Annotated in this window: 15 protein-coding genes; 10 read left to right on the plus strand and 5 right to left on the minus strand. The window is 65.6% G+C overall.

Annotated elements, in window-relative coordinates; all coding sequences use genetic code 11:
- Window positions 1-39: 39 nt before the first annotated feature.
- The 3 genes from NMB40_RS09180 (at window position 40) to NMB40_RS09190 (ending at window position 2,787) form a co-directional block, all read left to right on the plus strand.
- Complete coding sequence (locus NMB40_RS09180) at window positions 40-1,170, plus strand: DUF3667 domain-containing protein (protein WP_494360786.1); 1,131 nt, start codon at window positions 40-42, stop codon at window positions 1,168-1,170.
- 105 nt (window positions 1,171-1,275) lie between these two features.
- Window positions 1,276-1,587 carry a hypothetical protein gene (locus NMB40_RS09185; RefSeq protein ID WP_494360787.1) on the plus strand — a complete coding sequence of 104 codons (312 nt, stop codon included), beginning with the start codon at window positions 1,276-1,278 and terminating at the stop codon, window positions 1,585-1,587.
- A gap of 18 nt (window positions 1,588-1,605) precedes the next feature.
- Window positions 1,606-2,787: a DUF1254 domain-containing protein gene (locus NMB40_RS09190; RefSeq protein WP_494360788.1), complete on the plus strand. Its 1,182-nt coding sequence runs from the start codon at window positions 1,606-1,608 to the stop codon at window positions 2,785-2,787.
- Here NMB40_RS09190 and NMB40_RS09195 read toward each other — a convergent pair.
- Window positions 2,784-3,725, minus strand: coding sequence for a LysR family transcriptional regulator (locus NMB40_RS09195; RefSeq protein ID WP_494360789.1), 942 nt, complete (start codon window positions 3,723-3,725; stop codon window positions 2,784-2,786). The genes NMB40_RS09190 and NMB40_RS09195 overlap by 4 nt on opposite strands.
- Before the next feature lie 181 nt (window positions 3,726-3,906).
- Between NMB40_RS09195 and NMB40_RS09200 the strand changes: the two genes are divergently transcribed.
- The 5 genes from NMB40_RS09200 (at window position 3,907) to NMB40_RS09220 (ending at window position 11,731) form a co-directional block, all read left to right on the plus strand.
- The gene (locus tag NMB40_RS09200) at window positions 3,907-4,635 is read left to right on the plus strand and encodes a gluconate 2-dehydrogenase subunit 3 family protein (RefSeq protein ID WP_494360790.1); all 729 of its coding nucleotides are present in this window, start codon (window positions 3,907-3,909) and stop codon (window positions 4,633-4,635) included.
- A gap of 3 nt (window positions 4,636-4,638) precedes the next feature.
- Entirely contained in the window at window positions 4,639-6,414 is a 1,776-nt protein-coding gene (locus NMB40_RS09205; RefSeq protein ID WP_494360791.1) for a GMC family oxidoreductase, read from the plus strand.
- A gap of 10 nt (window positions 6,415-6,424) precedes the next feature.
- Window positions 6,425-7,810: a cytochrome c gene (locus NMB40_RS09210; protein WP_494360792.1), complete on the plus strand. Its 1,386-nt coding sequence runs from the start codon at window positions 6,425-6,427 to the stop codon at window positions 7,808-7,810.
- Between the two features lie 153 nt (window positions 7,811-7,963).
- Window positions 7,964-9,529, plus strand: coding sequence for an SDR family NAD(P)-dependent oxidoreductase (locus NMB40_RS09215; protein WP_494361061.1), 1,566 nt, complete (start codon window positions 7,964-7,966; stop codon window positions 9,527-9,529).
- A gap of 153 nt (window positions 9,530-9,682) precedes the next feature.
- A complete protein-coding gene (locus NMB40_RS09220) occupies window positions 9,683-11,731 on the plus strand; it encodes a TonB-dependent receptor domain-containing protein (RefSeq protein WP_494360793.1) in 2,049 nt (682 codons plus the stop codon).
- A 62-nt stretch (window positions 11,732-11,793) separates the two neighbouring features.
- Here the strand turns inward: NMB40_RS09220 and NMB40_RS09225 are convergent, their stop codons facing one another.
- From NMB40_RS09225 to NMB40_RS09235, 3 genes are read right to left on the minus strand one after another with little or no spacing between them, the layout of a single operon-like run.
- A complete protein-coding gene (locus NMB40_RS09225) occupies window positions 11,794-12,024 on the minus strand; it encodes a hypothetical protein (protein ID WP_494360794.1) in 231 nt (76 codons plus the stop codon).
- A 47-nt stretch (window positions 12,025-12,071) separates the two neighbouring features.
- Window positions 12,072-12,512, minus strand: a complete 441-nt coding sequence (locus tag NMB40_RS09230; RefSeq protein WP_494360795.1) for a hypothetical protein — start codon at window positions 12,510-12,512, stop codon at window positions 12,072-12,074.
- Window positions 12,513-12,566: 54 nt separating this feature from the next.
- Window positions 12,567-14,612 carry a TonB-dependent receptor gene (locus tag NMB40_RS09235; protein ID WP_494360796.1) on the minus strand — a complete coding sequence of 682 codons (2,046 nt, stop codon included), beginning with the start codon at window positions 14,610-14,612 and terminating at the stop codon, window positions 12,567-12,569.
- A 156-nt stretch (window positions 14,613-14,768) separates the two neighbouring features.
- On the opposite strand from NMB40_RS09235, the gene NMB40_RS09240 reads away from it, so the two are divergent.
- Complete coding sequence (locus tag NMB40_RS09240; protein ID WP_494360797.1) at window positions 14,769-15,980, plus strand: GGDEF domain-containing protein; 1,212 nt, start codon at window positions 14,769-14,771, stop codon at window positions 15,978-15,980.
- A gap of 21 nt (window positions 15,981-16,001) precedes the next feature.
- Here NMB40_RS09240 and NMB40_RS09245 read toward each other — a convergent pair whose 3' ends face one another.
- Window positions 16,002-16,319 carry a hypothetical protein gene (locus NMB40_RS09245; RefSeq protein WP_494360798.1) on the minus strand — a complete coding sequence of 106 codons (318 nt, stop codon included), beginning with the start codon at window positions 16,317-16,319 and terminating at the stop codon, window positions 16,002-16,004.
- Between the two features lie 150 nt (window positions 16,320-16,469).
- On the opposite strand from NMB40_RS09245, the gene NMB40_RS09250 reads away from it, so the two are divergent.
- A complete protein-coding gene (locus NMB40_RS09250; protein WP_494360799.1) occupies window positions 16,470-16,745 on the plus strand; it encodes a hypothetical protein in 276 nt (91 codons plus the stop codon).
- Window positions 16,746-16,846: the final 101 nt, after the last annotated feature.

The following is a 16,846-nucleotide window of genomic DNA, read 5'->3' on the forward strand; positions in this document are numbered from 1 at the left end:
ACTATCGTAGGCGCCTTTCCTGCCCGGCTCCGCGCACAGATGCACTCTGCCCTTGCCCACCCCGCCGCCTGCGAGAACTGCAGCACCCCCCTGCAGGGCGATTTCTGCCATGAATGCGGCCAGTCCGCGCACAGCCCGGTGCGCAGTTTCGGGCACGCGGTGGAAGAGGTGTTCGAATCGTTCTGGCACCTGGATGGGCGCATCTTCCGCACCCTGCATCAGCTGCTGCTGCCCGGCCGGCTGGCGGCCGCCTACCTTGCCGGGCACCGCACCCGCTATATCCCGCCGATCCGGCTGTTCGTGATCCTCAGCGTGCTGACCTTCTTCGTGGCGCGGTTGGCGGTGCACGTGGATGCGGGTGCCCTGGTGAGCCAGACACCCCGCCCGCCCGAAGTGCCGGGTGCGTTCCGTGATGCCACCACCAACGACGAGGTGCAGCAGGTCCGCCGTGCGCTGCTTGCACCGTTGCAGCAATCGCGCGAGGCAATGCCCGAGTCCCTTCGTGCGCCGATCGACAGCGCCATTGCCAAGGTGGACAGGCAGGCCGCCAAGCGCGAGCGCGAACTGAAGGAGCATCCGCCGGTCGCGTCGGCCCACAAGCCCCCCGCTGCAAAGCCGTTCACGGTGCAGGACATGGCGACACAGAAGTCAGACCCGGTCGATATCAGTTTCCTGCCCGGGTTCGTCAACCGCTGGCTGACCGGCCAGACCGAGATCATCCGCAAGAACCTGCCCCGCATCAGCGAACGGCCGCAGCTGCTGGTCAACGCGTTCTTCGGCTCGGTGCCTTCGGCGCTGTTCGTGCTGGTGCCGTTGTTCGCCGTGCTGCTGAAGGTGTTCTACCTGGGCAGTGGAAGGCTCTACCTGGAGCACCTGGTAGTGGCGTTGTACAGCCACGCGTTCCTGTGCGTTGCGCTGCTCGGCATCCTGCTGCTGTCGATGCTGGGCGGGCAGATGGCCACCGTGCCTGGCGCGGGGGTCGTCATAGGCCTGCTGATCACGGCGCTGCTGCTGTGGATGCCGCTGTATCTCTGGCTGATGCAACGGCGGGTGTACGCACAATCCCGGCTGGTGACCACGCTCAAGTTCATCGCGCTGGGATGGCTGTACTTCACCGTGGTCACCACCGCGACCGTCATTCTTGCCATCGCCAGCCTGGCCCGGGTCTGAGCCGGGCTAAGTAGTTTTACCCAGCCTGCCTGCACCTATTTCGGTGGAGTGCGGATGAGCGCACCGTCATGCTCTCCCCATCCCGTGCTGCAGGAGGCGAATGACATGGCCATGCCCCGTAACCAGGCTCGATCACCGTTCTTTGCCGGTCTCCGGCTGGGCGCCCTGTTGATCAGCGTGTGCGCGCTGGCCGCCTGCGGCAAGCGCGAACCCGACAGTGCCGCGCCCACGCCTGATCCTGCCACGGCGGCGCAGCCCACTGCCCCAGCGGCCGCTGATGCCACCCGCACCAGCGAGCTGCGCGCCACCGCCAAGGACGCCTACATCTGGGGCTATCCGATCGTGGAAGGCTACAAATCCATGTACCAGCAGGCCGTGGATGCCAAAGGTGCGAACTTCCACGCCGGCTTCAACTAGATCGGCAACGTCGCCCAGGTGGCCACCCCGAAGGACACCTCGATCATCACGCCCAACTCGGACACGCCGTACTCGTTCCTGTGGATGGACCTGCGCGCCGAGCCGGTGGTGATCAGCGTGCCGCCGATCGATGCCAAGCGCTACTTCTCCGTGCAGCTTATCGACCTGTACACCTACAACTTCGCCTACATCAACCGCGCCGCGACCGACGGCAAGGCCAGCGTGTTCATGGTCGCCGGGCCGGACTGGAAGGGCGAAACGCCCAAGGGCGTAAGCCAGGTGTTCCGCGCCGAAACCCAGCTGGCCTATGGCCTGTTCCGCACCCAGTTGATTTCGCCTTCGGACCTGGACAACGTCAAGCGCCTGCAGGCGCAGTACAAGGTGCAGCCGCTGAGCGCGTTCCTGGGCACGCCGCCACCGCCGCCCGCACCAGCGATCACCTTCCCGCCGTATGACCCGGAGCAGGCCAATGGCCTGGGCTTCTTCTCCTACCTCAACTTCCTGCTGCAGTTCGCGCCCACCGTGGACAGCGAAGCTGCGCTTCGCCAGCGGTTCGCGGGAATCGGCATTGAAGCGGGCAAACCCTTCGATCCGGCAGCGCTCGCGCCGGCAGACCGTGAAGCGATGACCGCAGGCATCGCCGACGCCAACCAGGCGCTGGAGCAGTTCGTCGCCACTGAAATAAACACCGAGAAGGTCTCCAGTGCGGACATGTTCGGCACCCGCGCGGCGTTGAAGGACAACTATCTGTACCGCTTCGCCGGGGCCAAGCTGGGCATCTACGGCAACTCCGCTTCAGAGGCCGATTACCAGAGCTACTTTGTCGATGCCGCGGGCAAGCCCGCCGACGGCAGCCAGCACGACTACGTGCTGCACTTCGCCAAGGACCAGCTGCCGCCAACCAACGCGTTCTGGTCGGTCACCCTGTACGACGGCAAGAGCAAGCTGCTGGTGGACAACCCGCTGGATCGCTACCTGATCAACTCGGCCATGTTGCCCAAGCTCAAGCGCGATGCCGATGGCGGGCTGACCCTGTATATCCAGCCGGCGTCACCCGGCAAGGACAAGGAATCGAACTGGCTGCCGGCACCGGCAGGCCCGTTCTACCTGATCCTGCGCAACTACAGCCCGGGCCAGGCGGTGCTGGACCGCAGCTGGAAGAAACCGACGCTGACGCCGGTGGAGCGCAAGGCGGACTAGGTTCCGGTCATGGCGATGGCTGCGGCAGGCCGGTTGGCATGCCGCCAGCCGGCCGACTGCTGCAGCTGCTGCACCATGTGGCCAAGAAACGCGCGTACGCGCGGCGCGACCTGCTTTCCGGGTGCGTACACCGCACTCAGCGGCGAGGTCGCCAGCGCGCAGTTGGGCAGTACTTCCTTCAAGCGGCCGGCGTCCAGGTCGTCCGCCACGTCCCAGATCGACTTGCGGGCGATGCCGGCGCCCTGCACCGCCAGGATCTGTGCCGCCTCGCCATCGTCGCAGAGGGTGCTGGCGTCCAGCGGGAACGCGATGGTGCCGCCCGGCTGCGCGAACACCCATTGCGACACCGGCGGGCTGCCCGAGGCGATCAGATCGTGGCCGTGCAGGTCGTCGATGCTCAGCGGCGTGCCGCGCCGGCGCAGGTACTCGGGGGATGCACACAAAATGCGGCGATTCGGCGCCAACTCGCGCGCCACCAGCCGTGAATCGTCCAGCGCGCCATAGCGCAGCGCCAGCTCCACGCCTTCGCCGACCAGGTCGACCAGCTCATCGCGCAGTGACAGGTGCACCCGCACCCCGGGATGCGCCTGCTGGAAGCTGCGCACCGCCGGCACCACATGACGGCGCCCGAATCCGTTGGGCGCGGTGAGCTTGAGCACGCCGGCCACCACATCCTGGCGCTGCTCCAGCGCCGCCTCGGCCGCTTCCACCGCATCCAGCACGCGGCGGCAGTGCAGGTGGAACAGGTTGCCCTCATCGGTGAGCGAGGCGCGCCGCGTGCTGCGGTTCAACAGCCGCACCTGCACGCGCCGCTCCAGCGCGGTGAGCCGCTTGCTGACGACGGCGAGCGAAATGCCCAGGTCGCGGGCGGCGGCGGACAGGCTGCCGCCATGCACGATGCGGTCGAAGGTGCGCAGCTCGTTGAGGTCGTCGATCACGCCGATGTTTCCAGTTTGGCAAGAGTTCCTTTCCCATATTGCCATTACGGAAACAGTCGCACATCCACACAATGGTCGCATTCATGCCAGCCGCGGAAGGGCCGGCCGCATTCGGCGAGCACGCTGCCGCGACAGGACCCGCGCCATGCTCAGCCACAGCCACCCGCCAGGTAGCCACACAATGAAAGATGATGCCGACCAGAACCGGCCGACGCTGACCCGTCGCCGCTTCTTCCAGGGCCTTACCCTGCTTCCCGTAGCCGCCGCCCTGCCCGGCTGCGCCCCCGGCACCCCCACCGAGAGCGGCACCCCGGCTACTGCGACCGCCAAGGACTACACCCCCGAATTCTTCAACGCGGCCGAATGGGCGTTCATCACGGCCGCCTGCGACCGCTTGATCCCCTCCGACGAAACCGGCCCCGGCGCGGTGGAATCGGGCGTGCCCGAGTTCCTCGACCGCCACATGCAGACCCCCTACGCGGCTGGCGCCATCTGGTACATGCAGGGCCCCTTCCTGGAAGCACCCAGCGAGTTCGGCTACCAGGGCAAGCTGGCCCTGCGTGACATCCTGAAGGTGGGCATCGATGCGTTCGATGCGCACTGCCGCAGCCAGTTCGATGGCAAGACCTTCGCCCAGTTGAACCACGAACAGCAGGAAACCCTGCTCAAGGCGGCCGAGGGCGGCAAGCTGGAGCTGGAGGCGATCTCCAGCAAGCTGTTCTTCTCCAACCTGCTGGGCGAAGTAAAGAACGGCTACTTCGCCGATCCCAAGTACGGCGCGAACAAAGACATGGCGGCTTGGAAGATGATTGGCTACCCGGGCATGCGCGCGGACTACATAGACTGGATCGGCGTCCGCAACAAGGCCTATCCCCTGCCGCCGGTGGATCTGGCCGGGCGGAGGGGCTGAGGCTTGGCCATCACGAAACCGAAAGTGGATGCGGTCATCGTCGGCATGGGCTGGACCGGGGCGATCCTGGCCAAGGAACTCACCGATGCCGGCCTGCACGTGGTGGCGCTGGAACGCGGCGGCGACCGCGATACCCAGCCCGATTTCGCCTACCCGAAGGTGGTGGACGAGCTGGAAGGCTCGGTGCACCGCAAGTACCTGCAGAGCTTGAACCAGGAAACGGTGACGGTGCGGCACACGCTGGCCGATACCGCCGTGCCCTACCGGCAGATGGGCTCGTTCAAGCCGGGCACCGGCGTGGGCGGCGCGGGCAGCCACTGGTCCGGCGCGCACTTCCGGCCGCTGCCGGAAGACCTGATCCTGCGCACCAACGTGGAAGAACGCTACGGCAAGAACTTCATTCCGGCGGACATGACCATCCAGGATTTCCCGGTCACCTATGCCGAACTCGAGCCGCACCTGAACATGTTCGAGCTGGTGTGCGGCACCTCCGGCAAGGCGGGCGTGATCAACGGCGTGGTGCAGGAAGGCGGCAATCCCTTCGAGGGCTCGCGCTCGGGCGAGTATCCGCTTGGTCCGAATCCGAACTACCTCGGCGGCGAGCAGTTCTACAAGGCGGCCAAGGAAATGGGCTGGCACCCCTACCCGATTCCCGCCTCGAACGCATCCGGCCCGTATGTGAACCCGTACGGCTGCCAGCTTGGCCCGTGCAACGCGTGTGGTTTCTGCAGCGATTACGGCTGCCTCAACTACTCCAAGGCCAGCCCCAACGCCTGCATCCTGCCCGTGCTGCGCCAGCGCCCGAAATTCGAGCTGCGCACGCATTCGCAGGTGCTGCGGGTGAACCTGGACAGCACCAAGGCCAAGGCCACCGGCGTGACCTACCTGGATGCGCAGGGCCGTGAAGTGGACCAGCCGGCCGACATGGTGCTGCTGTGTGCGTTCCAGCTGTACAACGTGCACCTGATGCTGGTCTCCGGCATCGGCGAAGCCTACGACCCGCAGACCAACACCGGCACCGTGGGGCGCAACTACTCCTACCAGAACCTCAACCGGGTGGTGCTGTTCTTCGACAAGGACGTGCAGGCCAACGGCTTCATCGGCATCGGGGGCGCCGGCACCACCATGGACGACCTCAACGGCAACCAGCTGGACAACGCCAAGGCCGGCTTCGTCGGTGGCGGCCTGGTCTGGGCGCGCCAGCCCGGCGCCGGCCCGGTGCGCGGCATCAACGTGCCTTCGGGTACGCCGAACTGGGGCGCGGCGTGGAAGAAGGCGGCTGCCGACAACTTCCGCCACAACTTCTATTACGAGGTGCAGGGTGCGTGCATGTCCTACCGGCAGCACTACCTGAGCCTGGACCCGAACTACAAGGACTCCTTCGGGCGCCCGCTGCTGCGCATGACCTTCGATTGGCACCCCAACGAGATCAAGGCATCGCAGTTCTTCGTGGACCAGGCCATGCAGATGAGCCGCACGCTCAATCCGCTGTCGATGAGTGGTGATGCCAAGAAGAACGGCGAGCACTACAACATCACCAAGTACCAGAGCACGCACACCTGCGGCGGCGCGATCATGGGCGCAGACCCGAAGACCTCGGCATTGAACCGCTACCTGCAGAGCTGGGACGTGCCGAACGTGTTCGTGATCGGCGCCAACGCCTTCCCGCAGAACAACGGCTACAACCCCACCGGCCTGGTGGGCGGGCTGGCGTACTGGGCGGCCAAGGCGATCCGCGAGAAGTACCTGCCCGATCCGGGCCCACTGGTGCAGGCTTGAGGAGGCGCGCATGAAGAAGCTTCTTCTCTGGATCGTGGCGGTCGGGCTGGTGGTGCTGCTGGCAGCGCTGGCCTATGCGTTCATTCCCACCAAGACCCGCGTGCTGGCTGACGGCCCTGCCGCCGATGCGGCGCTGATCGAGCGGGGGCGCTACCTGGCCGCGGCCGGCGACTGCACCGCCTGCCATACCAAGCCGGGCGGCAAGCCGTTTGCCGGCGGGCTGCCGGTGGCCTCGCCGCTGGGCAACATCTACAGCACCAACATCACCCCGGACAAGGAAACCGGCATCGGCGCGTATTCGCTGGACGACTTCGACCGCGCGGTGCGGCACGGCATCGCCCCCGACGGCCGCACGCTGTACCCGGCCATGCCGTATCCCTCCTACGCGCGCATCACCGATGACGATGTGCGGGCGCTGCACGCGTACTTCCTGCACGGCGATATCGCGCCGGTACAGCAGGAAAACCGGGGCGTGGACATCACCTGGCCGCTGTCGATGCGCTGGCCGCTGGCGATCTGGCGCAAGACCTTCGCGCCGGACGCGGACGCAGTGGCATTCGACCCGGGCCACTACAGCGACCCGCAGCTGGCACGCGGTGCCTACCTGGTGCAGGGCCTGGGCCACTGCGGCAGCTGCCACACCCCGCGTGGCTTCGCGCTGCAGGAAAAGGCACTGGACGAATCCGGCGCTGCCTATCTGTCCGGCGGCCAGGTGATCGACGGCTGGAACGCGGTGAACCTGCGCGGCAACGCGGCCGATGGCCTGGGCCGCTGGTCCGAGCAGGACATCGTGGACACCCTGCGTACCGCCCGCAACGCGCACAGCGCAGTGGTGGGCACGCCGATGGCCGACGTGGTCCGGCACAGCACGCAGAACCTCACCGACGACGACCTGAAGGCGATTGCTGTGTACCTCAAGCAGCTGCCGGCCAGTGCGCATGATCCATCGGCCTACACCGCCAGCGATGCCACCGCCCGCAAGCTGCAGACCGGCATCAACGACAGCCGCGGTGCCGAGCTGTTCGTCGACAACTGCGCCGCCTGCCATCGCACCGATGCCAAGGGCTACACCAACGTGTTCCCGGCCATCGCCGGCAACCCGACGGTGCTGGCCGACGACCCGACCTCGGTGATCCGCCTGTTGCTGGCCGGCAGCGAGCTGCCCTCCACCGCCCTGCGCCCCTCCAACCTGGGCATGCCCGGGTTCGCCGAGCGCCTGTCGGATACCGAAATCGCGCAGCTGGCCACCTTCATCCGCCAGGACTTCGGCAACAAGGCCGGCGAGGTCACGGCTGACCAGGCCAGAAAGGTCCGCCAGCACCTGCAGGACGAGGCCAAGGCGGCCAAGGCCGCGCACGACCCGACCGCCGCCCGGGGTGGCGAGGATGCTGAATGACGGGGCTGTTCAGGCCCCGCCAGCATGAAAGCCTCGGATCGGGGAGAATAGCGGCCCGCTGAACCTGCGGCCCGGGCGCAACGCCCGGGCCGCCATCCTGCCGTCATCTCCGGATCCAACGTGAACGCTATCGCTTCCCCTGCCGCCGACGCCCTGCTCCAGGACGAGCTGCCCCTGACCGACCGCCTGCGCGCCGCGCTGGACCTGCTGGAGGCGATCGAGGCCGACCGCGCCGTGCTGGACACGCTGCCGGAAGACGATCGCGTGCGTTTCCACCAGGTGGTGGCCAAGGTCTACCACCCCGAACCGAAGGCACGCCGGGCGATGCTCAAGCAGCAAGCCAAGGCACGCCACCACGAAAAGGTGCGCAAGGCCGAAGCGCTGCTGGAACAGACCGGCATCCGCGCCCTGCGCCGCAAGCCGGTGTTCAGCACGCCGAACTACTTCCCGCCGCACAAGGCCGGCCTGCACGACGCGCACAACGGTGAGAACGCCGAAGCCACGCCGGAACCGGTGCATTCGCCGGAGCTGCGCCACTGCTATGTGTGCAAGCAGAAGTTCACCCAGCTGCACCATTTCTATGACCAGATGTGCCCCGCCTGCGCCGAACTGAACTTCATCAAGCGCACCGAAACCGCCGACCTGCGCGGCCGGGTGGCGCTGCTCACCGGTGGCCGGGTCAAGATCGGCTACCAGGCGGGCCTGAAGCTGCTGCGCGCCGGTGCCGAGCTGATCGTGACCACGCGCTTCCCGCGTGATTCGGCCGCACGCTACGCCGAAGAGCCGGACTTCGCCGAATGGGGCCACCGCCTGCAGGTGTACGGCCTGGACCTGCGCCACACGCCCAGCGTGGAAGCGTTCTGCAACGAGCTGCTGGCCACGCGCACGCGCCTGGACTTCATCATCAACAACGCCTGCCAGACCGTGCGCCGCCCGCCGCAGTTCTACGCGCACATGATGGCCGGCGAAACCGCGGCCCTGCACGACCTGCCGGACACCATCCGCAAGCTGGTGGGCCAGTACGAAGGGCTGCGCAGCCCGGAAATGTTGGGCCTGGGCTCGGATGCCAACGTGCCATCGCTGCAGGAGCAGGCGCTGGTGGGTGCCGATGGCCTGACCCGCGCGGCCGAGCTTTCGCAGGTGCCGTTGCTGGCCGATGAACTGCTGGGCCAGCAGCACCTGTTCCCCGAAGGCCGGCTGGACCAGGACCTGCAGCAGGTGGACCTGCGTGGGCGCAATTCGTGGCGCCTGCTGATGGCCGAAGTGCCGTCGGTGGAGCTGCTGGAAACCCAGCTGGTCAACGCCATCGCACCGTTCATCATCAACGCGCGCCTGAAGCCGCTGATGCTGCGTTCGCCCGAGCGCGACAAGCACATCGTCAACGTGTCGGCGATGGAGGGGCAGTTCTACCGCAACTTCAAGACCACCCGCCACCCGCACACCAACATGGCCAAGGCCGCGTTGAACATGATGACCCGCACCTCGGCGGCCGATTACCAGAACGATGGCATCCACATGAATTCCGTGGATACCGGCTGGGTAACCGACGAGGATCCGGCAGAGATCGCCGCGCGCAAGGTGGAGGAAGAACGCTTCCACCCGCCGCTGGACATCGTCGATGGCGCCGCGCGCATCGTCGACCCGATCATCCACGGCTTCAACACGGGCGAGCACGTGTGGGGCCAGTTCCTGAAGGATTACGCGCCCACCGACTGGTGAGGCGCGCGACGGCGCCGGCAGGATGCTGGTGCCTTCATGTCGCAATGTATCTGATGCGAATGATTCGTGATACGATTGTTAAAGTTGTCTGAAACAACGCACACGGACGTCCCAGCCATCGCCAGCGGACCCTCTTACTCAGGAGTTTGCTCGATGCACGTTTCCTCCCCCCGTTCCGCCCACGCCGCCGCCCTTCTGGCCGCCGCCATCACCCTCGCCCTTTCCGCCCAGGCCCATGCGGCCGCCGATGCCGCGGGCGATGCCAAAAACATGGACACCGTGGTGGTCACCGCCACCGGTGCCCAGCAGTGGATCAAGGATGCGCCCGCCAGCATCAGCGTGATCACACGCCAGGAAATCGAGCGCAAGCCGGTGACCAGCATCGGCCAGCTGCTCAGCACCGTGCCGGGCGTGACCGGTGGCTACGCGCTGTCTGGTGCGCAATCGAAGATCCGCCTGCGCGGGTTGCCCGAGCAGTACACGCTGATCCTCATCGACGGCCGCCGCCAGGGCAATTCGTCCGGCGTGAACTACCGCGATGACCTGGGTCCGCAGGATCTGAACTGGCTGTCGCCGGACATGATCGAGCGCATCGAAGTGGTGCGTGGCCCGATGTCGTCGCTGTACGGCTCCGACGCCATGGGCGGGGTGATCAACATCATCACCCGCAAGATCGCCCCGGAATGGGGTGGCTCGGTCACCTTCAACTACAGCAAGCCGGATTCGTCCACGCGCGGCAACACCACCCAGATGGGCGCGCTGTTCAGTGGCCCGCTCACGGAAAACCTGGGCCTGCGCATCGGCGCCAACGTGACCGATCGCGAATCTGATCGTGGCCGTGGCCAGACCCCGGGCACGAAGGCCGAGAACGCCAACGCGCTGCTCAACTGGGCGATCAACGGCGACCACACCGTGGGCTTCGAAGCTACCCATGGCGTGCAGCGCAACCGCGGTGGCGGCGATGTCGGCGCATGGGGCCTGTCCAAGCTGGTGCACACCGGCTACGTGGTTACCCATGACGGCCGCTATGGCGATGCCAGCACCTCCAAGTCCACGCTGATCCAGAACGATTACGAGGACAAGGGCAGCCAGGTGGGCAACCACTCCAAGGAGACGGTATTCGATACCGCCTTCGCCACCGGCTTCCACCTGGGCTTCGAGCACCGCTTGAACGTGGGTGGCCAGTGGAAGCGCGAAGAACTGCAGAACACCGACACCATCGGCACGGTGCCGGTGACCTGGAGCGGCAGCGGCCGCATCAGCCCGACCAACGAGGCCGATTCGTGGGCGCTGTTCGCCGAAGACCACATCACCCTGCATGAGCGCTTCACGCTGACCTTGGGCCTGCGCTGGGACAACACCGAAAACTACGACGACAACCTCAGCCCGCGCATCTACGGGGTGTGGCACCCGTCCGATGACTGGACCGTGCGCGGTGGCGTATCGCAGGGCTTCCGTGCGCCGAACCTGAAGCAGGGCAGCGCCGGTGCGGCCACACAGTCCGGCGGCAACGGCTGCCGCAGCCTGACCGTGGAAGGCTGGACCAACCGTTCGGTCAGCGCCGATGGCACCACCGGCTGCTACATGGCCGGCAACCCGAACCTGGAACCGGAAACCAGCACCAACTACGAGCTGGGCGTCGGCTTTGATCGCGGCGGCTGGTCGGCCTCGGCCACCTACTTCCTCACCGACTTCGACGACAAGATCGAGCAGGTGCCGCTGCGTGAGATTGCCGGCTACGACTCCAGCTTCGTCAATGGTTTCTGGTGGACGGTGGCGCAGAACATCCAGAAGGCGCGCACCCGCGGCGTGGAAGCCAGCGTCACCGTGCCCCTGCACGAGCGCCTGAGCTGGACCACCAACGCTACCCGCATGCTGGAATCGAAGAACCGCACCACCGGCGCGAACCTGCTGGTGGTGCCCAAGATCACCGCCAATACCTCGCTGGACTGGCAGGTGACCGACGCCTGGTCCTTGAACCTGAGCGCGCAGCACATCGGCGAACAGCTGGTCTCCAGCACCAGCTCGACGTTCGCCAAGGCCTACACGACGTGGGACCTGGTGACCGGGTTCAACGTCAACGAAAACCTGACCCTGCGCGCAGGCGTGCTGAACGCAGGCGACGTCTCCACCATCGACGAAGGCAACAACTACGACGGTGGTGCGCGCACCTTCTTCGTGGGCGCTACTGCGCGGTTCTGATCCCGCGCCGGGGACGCGGCCACCCGCTGAGGTGGCCCGCCCTTCTCATTGATCAGTGCGGGCTACTGCCTGTCGAGTCCGCAGATGTCCACGGAAGCAACGCCAGTCACGGCGTTGACAGTAGTCCGCGCAATCACGCGTGCATCCTCTCTTTGCTCGCCAGGAACATAGAGCACAAAAACACGATCATCGCCCTCGAAGAGCGTGGTCAACGCCAGCGAATCCCGTATTTCATCCGGGATCACGTATCCCTCAAGCTCCTTCTGCGTCAGGCGCCTCGCGATCTCGCGCAACTCGTCGACGTGAATGGTCTTGATCGGAGCTCTCCTTCTTCGGGGCGCTAGTGCGCAGTCCTGATCCCGCGCCGGGGACGCGGCCACCCACTGAGGTGGCCCGTCTTCCAACGCCACAGGGCATAGGCCAGGAAGGCAAATACCACTGCAACGCTCACCAGGTCCATGCGACCACTGGTACCGTACGCAACCAGGTATTGGATGAGGTAGGCGGCGAAGAACACGGCCGAAAGCTTGCGCCCGAACGCCAGGAAGATGCCACCCAGCGCCAGTGAGAACGGCATCACCAGCTTGCCGCCAAGTTCCACCAAGGGCGCATTCGCAATACCAACGTTCTTCACCATCTCCAGCACCGCCAGCCACACGGCCAGGAACTGCATTGCGCAGAACAGTGCAATGAGAACGGCGATGGTCAGGTGTGCCCTGCCCGGCCAAGGTGATGCCCGCACGACCTGTTCGGTGCCCGGCACCTGATACGGATTGCTCATGGATTCCCTCCCCTGTTTGGCGGAGCGTACCATGCCGATTGGGGGAGTAAATCGTCAGAGCTTCATGTTCAACGCGACAAAGAACGAACGCCCCGCAGCCGGTGAGAACATCGGCTGCGGCTGCTCCCAGAAGAAGCTGTCGTACCACGCATAAGCGTACTGGCGGTCCGTGGCGTTCTTCATCTGCACATCCACGCTCCAACGGGGCGTGATGTCATAGCGGGCGCGGAGGTCCAGCACCGCGAAGCCACCGTACTTGCCGGCCACGTTGCGCTCTTCCAGGTAGTAATCGCCCTGCGCCCTGCCCTGCAGGCCGAGCTGCAGGGCTTCGGTGGCCTGGAAGTCGAGGCCGATGTTGCTGATATAGCGTGGGGTGGCGGCAACTTCGCGGCCCTCCAGCGACAGGCTGGCATCGCGACCATCGCGCTCGATCTTTGCTTCCTGATACGCGTGGGAGGCCCATACCGTCCACTTCTCGCCCACCTGCGCGCTGATCTGCGCATCCACGCCACGGCGGCGGGTCTTGCCGAGGGTCACGGTGGTACCGGTGGCGGGCATGTTGGAGACTTCGTTGGCCGCGTCCTGCTGCCATACCGCGATGCGCGCCTGGCTGCCGGCAAACGGGCTGAACTTCATGCCCAGTTCCATGCCGGTATTGGTGGACGGGTTCATGGCGCCCTGCCCGGGCGTCAGGTAAGCCGGCGCAGTGGAACCGGTCAGCACCTGGAAGGTGCGGCCCCAGTTGGCGTAGACGTTGGTGTTGTCGGTGAAGGCATAGACCACGCTCAGCTTGGGCTGGTCGATGGTGCCGTAGCGCTGCAGCGGGCCGGCGATGCCGCCCGGCAGGCGGGTATCGCCATCGAAACGGTCCACCCGGTACGCCGGCACGATCTTCAGCGCGTCGATGGGCTGGTAGATCGCCTGCACATACGCGCCGTAATTGTCGAAGGTATGGCGGTCGTTGTTCTGCACGCGTGCCGGGGTGGCGCTGAAGTCGGTGGGCTCGGCGTAGCTGAAACGCTGGCGGATGTAGCCGTTGTCCTGGTGCTCGACGTTCACCCCGCCTTCGAGCGTAAGCGTAGCGCCGGGCTGCCAGGTCAGCGTGGTGAGCATGCCGGTCTGCTTTTCGTCCCACACGCGGCGCTGGCGTGGCGCATTGCCGGTGGGCAGGTCGCTGAAGGTGACCCGACGGTCGTCTTCGTAGCGGTTGTAGTAAAGCTTGCTGCCCAGGTACAGGGTGTCGGCAAGCTTCAGGTCCATGTGCACGCCGATCTGGCGCATGTCGCGGTCGTCGCCATCGTTGGCGTTGCGCAGCTGCGAGCCACGGCGGTCGGTACGTAGTTCTTCAGCCGTAATGAAGCCTGGCTCATCGGCTTCGTGGTGGTAGGCGCGCGCGGTGAGGCCGATGCGCATGCCGTCGTCCAGGTTGCCGTAGAACCACTTGCCGCCGATGGCGTACTTGCGTGAGGTGTCATGGTCACGATACCCATCAGAGGCCAGGGTGCCGATGAAGTAGTTCTGCGCGAACCCGTTGTTTTCGCGGCCAATGGCCAGCTGCGCGTCGCGGGTGTTGTAACTGCCGTAGCCGAACCGGCCATCGGTGTAGTTGCCGCCCTGGCGCGTGCCGAAGTTCACGTTGCCGCCAATGTTGTGCAGGCCGTAACGCGGGTCGTTGGTGCCACGCACCACTTCGATGAAGCTGATTTCCAGCGGAAACAGCATGTCGATGAAGCGCTGGTTGCCACTGTTGACGTTGCTGGGCACGCCGTCGATCAGGGTCTTGATCGCATTGAGGTAGCCCTCGCCATTGAAGGCGCGGAAGCTGACCTTGCCCGATTCGGCGCCCTGCCGGGTTTCGGTAAGCTGGATGCCGGGCATCTGGCCGAGCAGTTCCCAGCTGTGCGAGACGTTCTTGTCCTCGATCTGGTCGGCGCCGAGCACGTCCACCGAGGTCAGCACCTGGTGGGCGGTGAGCTGGCCTTCGGTGTGCTGGTGCACATCGACCTTGCCCAAGGTAAGCGCGGAATCGGACGACTGGGCGCGGGATTCGGGGGCAAAAACGACGGCGGCGACGGCTGTCACGAGGGCAAGGCGTTTCATTTAGAGGCAGGCGTCACAAATCTGAAGGGGAGGCCTGATGCCGGCCCGGGCGTGCAATGTGACACTATAACATTACAGTCATGCACGCTCGCAACAGCTTCACCAACCGCTTCCGGCCCGGTGCCTACGATGGCGGCAGATGCTGCGGAGGAACCCATGACCGAACGTGCACGCCTGCACCAGGAGCTGTTGAGAAGCCAAGCCTTCCTGGAGCAGACCAACACCCTGGCCAAGGTAGGCGGCTGGGAGTTGGCGCTGGACACCAACACGCTGTCCTGGACCCGTGAGACCCATTTGATTCATGGCGTGCCAGAGGACTTCGATCCGAACGTGGGTGCCGCCCTGTCCTTCTACCCGGTGCCCGGACGCGGGCAGCTTCAATCCGCCATGGCCAGATGCGCCGACGACGGCTCGACCATCGACCTGACGCTTCGTGCGGTGACCGCCGCTGGCGAACGCAGCTGGTTGCATATCGTGGGCCAGCGCGTCGAAGACGCCGCCGGTGCCCGCTTGATCGGCGCCATCCAGGACGTCACGGAACAACGCTCCGCCGTGGATGCACTGGCGCAGAGCGAAGCGCGTTACCGCCGGCTGTTCCAGCACAGCCTCGGCTTGATCTGCACGCACACGCTGTCCGGGGAAATCACGTCAGTGAACCCTGCAGCCTCGCTGTCACTGGGCCGCCCGGAAGCGGAGTTGTTGGGCCGTTCGCTGGCAGAGATCATTCCGCTGGAACGCCAGGACCAGCTCCAGTACTACCTGCAACGCGTCGCCGAAAACCAGAGCGACTCCGGCCTGATGGAGCTGGTGGCCGAGGATGGCTCACGCCGTTACTGGGCGTATCACAACGTGCTCGATACCGAAGCTGACCCGCCATACGTCCTGGGCCACGCACAGGACATCACCACCCAGCACCTGCAGGAGCGCCAGCTGCTGGAAATGGCGATCCGCGATCCGCTGACCCGCTCCTTCAACCGCCGCTACCTGACCGAGCTCGCACAGCAGCAGCTCGAAGCGTGGGGCTGCCTGGTGTTCGACCTGGACCACTTCAAGGAGATCAACGACACCCAGGGGCATGCCCACGGCGACTCAGTACTGGTCGAGTTCGTGGCGTTCCTGTCCAGCCCGCTCGAAGAGAACGAGGTGGTAGTGCGCCTGGGCGGCGATGAGTTCCTGGTGTTCGTGCCTAGCGCCAGCATGGAGCGGCTGCAGGCACTGGAGGCCACCTATCAGGCACGCGCCCACTTGGCCCCGGTCCGCTTTTCAGGCGGTTGCGCCATCAGCCGCCCCTCCGAGACCGTCGCCGACACCATCAACCGCGCGGACATGAAGCTCTACGAGCGCCGCCGCCGCGAGCGCCCGGACTGAGTCGCTACCGCCGCCGGTAGATCACGACCGTTGGTCGTGATCCGCTGGCCGACGCCGAGCAACCCCAACGAACACCGCCGCAGTCCAAGCCCCCAGCCAGACCGCCATCCCCCACCCATCGACAATCTCCTCCACCGGAAACACCGATATCCAAAGCCCGATGACGGCCCAGCACACCACCAGCAATGGCGCCACGACCTGACCCCGCCATGCCATGAACGCAGCCGCCGGCAACGAAATGATCGGGAAGAACGCGCCGCCACCGAACGGCGCGGCTCCAACGATCGCGAAGAATGCCGCCGCCAGCACCAGCAACCACGCCATCACCTTGATAAGCATCCTGCATCACTCCTTCCGTCCAGTACCGACCACGAAGCCTTAACCTGCCTTGCTTATCCTAGCAGCGCGCTACAGGCACGACGCCCGACGCATCAATCGTTCCGCTCGGCTTGATCGAGGGAAGCAATCAATCAATGCAAAGGAGTCGCAATGAAGAAGCTGCACGCTGCCGTTCTCGCTGGATGCCTGCTGAGCCTGAGTTCCCTCGCTTTCGCGGAAGTCGCCAACCTGACCAACAGCGCCGATGGCGCCAATCGCGAAGCGGGCATCGCCGCGGTCAAGAAGAAGCTGCAGGACGCCTGCACAGAGCGCAAGGGCACGCCGGATGCGGCTTCCTTCGAGGTGGTGTTCGAGAAGACCAGCGAGAATCCGAACGTACCCAAGCCGTACTACGTGGACGGCAAGATGAAGTGCGACCTGCCATAAGGGGCAGCTGCCGGAAACGTCCATCCCCTGCCCACGCCCCGCTGCTATAGTCGAACCATCGTGACGGGCGCGGTGCCCGTCCTTGGATCACAGGGAGCGGG

The sequence above is a fragment of the Stenotrophomonas sp. FBCC-B152 genome (genome assembly GCF_059134105.1).

Excerpts from the sequence above, each read along its gene's own strand:
- NMB40_RS09180 (WP_494360786.1), top strand. The coding sequence starts at position 40 with ATGCACTCTGCCCTTGCCCACCCCGCCGCCTGCGAGAACTGCAGCACC.
- NMB40_RS09185 (WP_494360787.1), top strand. The coding sequence starts at position 1,276 with ATGGCCATGCCCCGTAACCAGGCTCGATCACCGTTCTTTGCCGGTCTC.
- NMB40_RS09200 (WP_494360790.1), top strand. The coding sequence starts at position 3,907 with ATGAAAGATGATGCCGACCAGAACCGGCCGACGCTGACCCGTCGCCGC.
- NMB40_RS09210 (WP_494360792.1), top strand. The coding sequence starts at position 6,425 with ATGAAGAAGCTTCTTCTCTGGATCGTGGCGGTCGGGCTGGTGGTGCTG.
- NMB40_RS09220 (WP_494360793.1), top strand. The coding sequence starts at position 9,683 with ATGCACGTTTCCTCCCCCCGTTCCGCCCACGCCGCCGCCCTTCTGGCC.
- NMB40_RS09230 (WP_494360795.1), bottom strand. The coding sequence starts at position 12,512 with ATGAGCAATCCGTATCAGGTGCCGGGCACCGAACAGGTCGTGCGGGCA.
- NMB40_RS09235 (WP_494360796.1), bottom strand. The coding sequence starts at position 14,612 with ATGAAACGCCTTGCCCTCGTGACAGCCGTCGCCGCCGTCGTTTTTGCC.
- NMB40_RS09240 (WP_494360797.1), top strand. The coding sequence starts at position 14,769 with ATGACCGAACGTGCACGCCTGCACCAGGAGCTGTTGAGAAGCCAAGCC.
- NMB40_RS09245 (WP_494360798.1), bottom strand. The coding sequence starts at position 16,319 with ATGCTTATCAAGGTGATGGCGTGGTTGCTGGTGCTGGCGGCGGCATTC.
- NMB40_RS09250 (WP_494360799.1), top strand. The coding sequence starts at position 16,470 with ATGAAGAAGCTGCACGCTGCCGTTCTCGCTGGATGCCTGCTGAGCCTG.